Genomic DNA, 4,955 nt, shown 5'->3' with positions numbered 1-4,955 from the left:
GAGATGCGCTGACAGCCTCTGCAGCGCCATCGCTTCCGCCCTGACCGCCTTCACCCCGAAGGAATGTGCGCGCTATCTCCGGCACACAGGATATGCTTCAACTTGATCGGAAACAACTCTAGGACGGCGCGGGGCCGGGGGGCAGGGCGATCCCTAGGTGGGCGACGCGGGACGTTCTATGCTCCCGGCCGTTCTGCGATGCGTGGTCCTGTGCTGCGAAAGAACGCCCACCCGCCGACGCCTGTCGCGCGCGGCGAGCGAAGCCTATGGTCGGTCTGGCGGAAACACGCTATGGCGACCGGAACATTCAAGAGGATCCCATGACCCAGCGCGCGGGTTTCGTTGCCCTGATCGGAGAGCCCAATGCGGGCAAGTCCACGCTTCTGAACCGGATGGTGGGGGCGAAGGTCTCGATCGTGACCCACAAGGTTCAGACCACCCGCGCCCGCATCCGCGGCGTGGCGATCGAGGGCGAGGCGCAGATCGTCTTTGTCGATACGCCGGGTCTGTTCCGGCCGCGCCGCAGGCTGGACCGCGCCATGGTGGCCGCCGCCTGGGGCGGGGCTGCGGATGCCGATATCGTGGTGCTTCTGGTCGAGGCGCATCGCGGCCGAACGGCGGGCGTTGACGCGATAATCGAAACGTTGCGCGAGCGGGTGGCCGAGGGGCGGACAGTCGCGCTGGCCATCAACAAGATCGACCGGGTCAAGGCCGAGGCGCTGCTGGCGCTGTCGGCCGACCTGAACGAAGCCTATCCCTTTGCGCGCAGCTTCATGATCTCGGCCGAGCGGGGGCATGGCGTGGACGATTTGCGCGAATGGCTGGCCGAAACCCTGCCCGAAGGTCCGTGGCTTTACCCCGAGGACCAGATCGCCGATCTGCCGATGCGGATGATCGCGGCCGAGATGACGCGCGAAAAGCTGACGCTGCGGCTGCATCAGGAACTGCCTTACGAGTTGACCGTCGAGACCGAGGCCTGGGAGGATCGCAAGGACGGCTCGACCCGGATCGACCAGATCGTCTATGTCGCCCGCGACGGGCACAAGGGCATCGTGCTGGGCCACAAGGGCGAGACGATCAAATCCGTCAGCCAGGCCGCCCGCGCCGAGATTGCCGAGTTCATCGGCCGCCCGGTGCACCTGTTCCTGACCGTCAAGGTGCGCCCCGGCTGGCTGGACGAGGCAGAGCGTTACTCGGAAATGGGGCTCGATTTCCGCGACGGCGACTGATCCGCGTCCGGCGCCGGTTTGGGGGTGAAGTAATGGCCAAGGATCGCCCAGTAGATCACGAGGCAGACCGCCAGATTGGCCAGCAGCATCAGCACCACCAGCGGAAGGGCGCGCAGGCCCATGGCGAACACCATGATGTCAAGCACGATGGCGGCGGCGATGATCGGTTTCGAGAAGCGCGGCAGGACCAGCATGGGGGGCTTTCGTCTGAGGGCGTGTCGGCGTCAAACTAGCGTGCGTGGCGGCAGGGGCCAGAGGCCAGCATGTCGCCCCGCCTGAGTGCCGAGTTCTGGGTGCATGCCTATCTGGCCCGGCTGCGGCTGGCGGGCATCCCGGCCTTTGTCGTGGCCCATGGCGACGACACGGCAGGCGCGGTTCTGGTCAAGCTGAACACGCTGGACGGCAAGGCGCGGGTGTTTCAGCGGTCCTTCGATCTGTCGAGCGGCGACCGGGTCTGGGTCGTGCTGGCCGAGGGCGACGAACGCGCGGTGGACGCAGCCGTGGCCCGCCAGCGCGGGATTGATCCCGATCTGTGGGTGATCGAGGTCGAGGATCGGGACGGCCGGCATTTGCTGGACGAGCCGGGTTTTTCGTGACGGGCCGCAGGATTTGGGTATTTTTTCCAAGAAGAAGGGGCAAGGGCGCGCGCGGATGATCGAGTGGCAGGACGAGGGCGCGGTGCTGGGGGTGCGGCCCCATGGCGAAAGCGCAGCCATCGTCGAGCTGTTCACCGCCCGGCATGGCCGCCATCTGGGCGTGGTACGCGGCGGCGCGGGGCGGCGGCTGTCGCCCGTGTTGCAGCCCGGCACGCAACTGTCCGTGACCTGGAAGGCGCGGCTTGAGGATCATATCGGCGCCTTCACCGTCGAGCCGGTCCGCAGCCGTGCGGCGCATGTGATGGGGGATGCGCGCGCGCTGGCGGGGCTGAACGCGATCACGGCGCTGTTGTCCTTTGCCCTGCCCGAACGCGCGCCGCATCCCGGGCTTTACGCCCGCTCGGTGACGTTGCTGGACCTGCTTGGCCATGCCGATGCCTGGCCGCTTGCCTATCTGCGCTGGGAACTGGCGCTGCTGGACGAGATGGGTTTCGGGCTGGATCTCACGCGCTGCGCGGTCACGGGTGATCGCGACGATCTGGTTCATGTCTCGCCGAGAACGGGCCGCGCGGTCAGTGCCGCGGGGGCGGGCGACTGGGCGGATCGTCTGCTGCCGTTGCCGCCCTGCCTGTTGGGGCAGGGGCCGGTGCGGGCGCATGAGATTGCCGAAGGCCTGCGCCTGACCGGGCATTTCCTGGAGAAATGGCTGGCGCCCGCGATGGGCGACAAGCCCCTGCCCGGCGCCCGGGCGCGGCTGGTCGGGATGCTGGGCCGGGAGGTTTAGCCCGAAAAGGAAAGGCCCCGGGCTGTGGCCGGGGCCGGTCATTCGGGGCGGCGGGGCGTCAGCCCAGCAGGCGGCGCGCGATCACCTGTGCCTGGATCTCGGCGGCCCCCTCGAAGATGTTCAGGATGCGCGCGTCGCACAGGATGCGGCTGATCGTGTATTCCAGCGCGAAGCCGTTGCCGCCATGGATCTGCAAGCCGTTATCGGCACAGGCCCACGCCACGCGGGCGCCCAGCAGCTTTGCCATCCCGGCCTCGAGGTCGCAGCGCTGGTCGTGGTCCTTTTCCCAGGCCGCGAAATAGGTCAGCTGGCGGGCCACCATGATCTCGACCGCCATCATGGCCAGCTTGTCGGACACCCGCGGGAAGGCGATCAGCGCCTTGCCGAACTGCTTGCGGTCCTGGGCATAGCGCATCGAGACATCCAGCGCCGATTGCGCGACGCCGATGGCGCGGGCGGCGGTCTGGATGCGGGCCGATTCGAAGGTCTGCATCAGCTGCTTGAAGCCCTGCCCCTCGACCCCGCCCAGAAGGTTCTCGCCCTTGACCTTGAAGCGGTCGAAGCCGAGTTCGTATTCCTTCATGCCGCGATAGCCCAGCACCTCGATCTCGCCGCCGGTCATGCCCTCGGTCGGGAAGGGGGCTTCGTCGGTGCCCGGGGTCTTTTCGGCCAGGAACATCGACAAGCCGCGATAGTCGCTGGTCGCCGGGTCGGTGCGCGCGAGCAGCGTCATCACATGGGTACGCGCGGCATGCGTGATCCAGGTCTTGTTGCCGGTGATCTCGTAATCCTCGCCCACCTTGACCGCGCGGGTGCGCAGGGAGCCAAGATCCGAGCCGGTATTGGGTTCGGTAAAGACCGCGGTCGGCAGGATCTCGGCGCTGGCGAGTTTCGGCAGCCAGTGCTGCTTCTGTTCCTCGGTGCCGCCGCACAGGATCAGTTCGGCCGCGATTTCCGAGCGGGTGCCCAGCGAGCCGACGCCTATATATCCGCGCGAGAGTTCCTCGGAGACGACGCACATCGACGCCTTGGCCAGGCCAAGACCGCCGAATTCCTCGGGGATGGTCAGCCCGAATACGCCCAGTTCGGCCATCTCCTCGATGATTTCCATCGGGATCAGCTCGTCCTTGAGGTGCCATTCATGGGCGAAGGGTTCCACCCGGTCGACGGCAAAGCGGCGGAACTGTTCGCGGATCATCTCCAGTTCCTCGTCGAGGCCGGTGGCCCCCACGGTCACATTCGCCGCCTGTTCCTGCATCAGCGCGACCAGCCGCGCGCGGGCGGCGGGGCTGTTGGCGCGCTCGATCAGCGCCGTCACCTCGGGCGTGTGGAAGGCATGGCGATCCTCGGCCGAGACGCCGATATCGCCCAGACGCACGATTTCGCCCTGGCTCATCGGGATGCCGCCGGCGATCTGGGCGAGGTATTCGCCAAAGGCGATCTGAAGGATCAGTTGCTCGACCTCGCCGAACCGGCCCTGCTCGGCCAGCCGCTCGGCCCAGCCCTGCATCTGTTTCAGCGCCTGTTCGTAGGTCGCAAGCCAGGCAAGGCCATGGGCGGCGTGCTGATGCGTCTCGACCAGGCTGCCCGAGATGCGGCCGCCTTCGGTGACGCGGGGCAACAGCGCGGCGCGCGCGGCTTCGGTCACGGCCTCGACCGGGGCCAGTGCGGCGCGGGTCAGCGTCGTCAGATCGGCAAGGATGGCGCTGTCCGACATGGGCATGTCCTGTCCGTCATGGGGCATGAATCGTCTCCTTCAATCGGGCTTGGGGTGACATAGGGCCTTCGCAGGTGCAGCGCAACAAAAATTCAATTTCCATGGTCCTGGTGAAGGATAATGTCTGCCGGGTTTTGCCGCTGCAGCGCCCCGCGATCCACGTTACAGGCCGGACAACAGGCAGGGAAATGCCATGGTCTTCGGTCTAGACCCCCTTCTTTTCGCCGCCGCTTTCGGCGTCGCGCTCTTTGCGGGCTGGTCAAGGGGGCGGTGGGCTTTGCGATGCCGCTGATCCTGATCTCGAGGCTGTCGAGCTTTTTGTCTACCGAGCGGGCGCTGGCGGGGCTGATCCTCTCGACCCTCGTGACGAATGTGGCGCAGGCGTTCCGGCAGGGGGCGCGGCCGGCATGGGTGTCGGTCGTGCAATACCGGCTGCTGATCGGCTGCGTGGTGCTTGCGATCGCGGCCAGCGCGCCCCTGGTCAACGTGATCCCCGGCCGGGCGACGCTTCTGCTGCTGGGCGTGCCGATTGCGGCCTTCACGATCTCGCAGTTGCTTGCCCGGCAGCTGATCCTGCCCGCTCGCCACCGGGCGCGGGCCTTTTGGTTCCACGGCGGGACCGGGATCAG

At 67.1% G+C, this 4,955-nt stretch carries 5 protein-coding genes and 1 pseudogene; 4 read left to right on the top strand and 2 right to left on the bottom strand.

Annotated elements, in window-relative coordinates; all coding sequences use genetic code 11:
- The first annotated feature begins 320 nt into the window (after window positions 1-320).
- Window positions 321-1,229 carry a GTPase Era gene (era, locus tag ENN83_RS03140; RefSeq protein ID WP_287184000.1) on the top strand — a complete coding sequence of 303 codons (909 nt, stop codon included), beginning with the start codon at window positions 321-323 and terminating at the stop codon, window positions 1,227-1,229.
- On the opposite strand, the gene ENN83_RS03135 is transcribed toward era, so the two are convergent.
- On the bottom strand, window positions 1,190-1,423 hold the full coding sequence (locus ENN83_RS03135) for a hypothetical protein (protein ID WP_287183997.1): 234 nt from the start codon (window positions 1,421-1,423) through the stop codon (window positions 1,190-1,192). The genes era and ENN83_RS03135 overlap by 40 nt on opposite strands.
- Window positions 1,424-1,492: 69 nt before the next feature.
- On the opposite strand from ENN83_RS03135, the gene ENN83_RS03130 reads away from it, so the two are divergent.
- Window positions 1,493-1,825, top strand: coding sequence for a DUF1491 family protein (locus ENN83_RS03130; protein WP_287183994.1), 333 nt, complete (start codon window positions 1,493-1,495; stop codon window positions 1,823-1,825).
- Window positions 1,826-1,883: 58 nt separating this feature from the next.
- The gene (recO, locus tag ENN83_RS03125) at window positions 1,884-2,609 is read left to right on the top strand and encodes a DNA repair protein RecO (protein WP_287184002.1); all 726 of its coding nucleotides are present in this window, start codon (window positions 1,884-1,886) and stop codon (window positions 2,607-2,609) included.
- 58 nt (window positions 2,610-2,667) lie between these two features.
- Here the strand turns inward: recO and ENN83_RS03120 are convergent, their stop codons facing one another.
- Window positions 2,668-4,353: an acyl-CoA dehydrogenase family protein gene (locus ENN83_RS03120; RefSeq protein WP_287183991.1), complete on the bottom strand. Its 1,686-nt coding sequence runs from the start codon at window positions 4,351-4,353 to the stop codon at window positions 2,668-2,670.
- 255 nt (window positions 4,354-4,608) lie between these two features.
- On the opposite strand from ENN83_RS03120, the pseudogene ENN83_RS03115 reads away from it, so the two are divergent.
- Window positions 4,609-4,955, top strand: a pseudogene (locus ENN83_RS03115) (sulfite exporter TauE/SafE family protein); the annotation flags it as partial.

Source organism: Rhodovulum sp., assembly GCF_011048875.1.
Taxonomy (GTDB): Bacteria; Pseudomonadota; Alphaproteobacteria; order Rhodobacterales; family Rhodobacteraceae; genus Rhodovulum; species Rhodovulum tesquicola.
The sequence above is the reverse complement of the archived record's forward strand: the minus strand, read 5'-3'. Positions and strand labels throughout refer to the sequence as shown.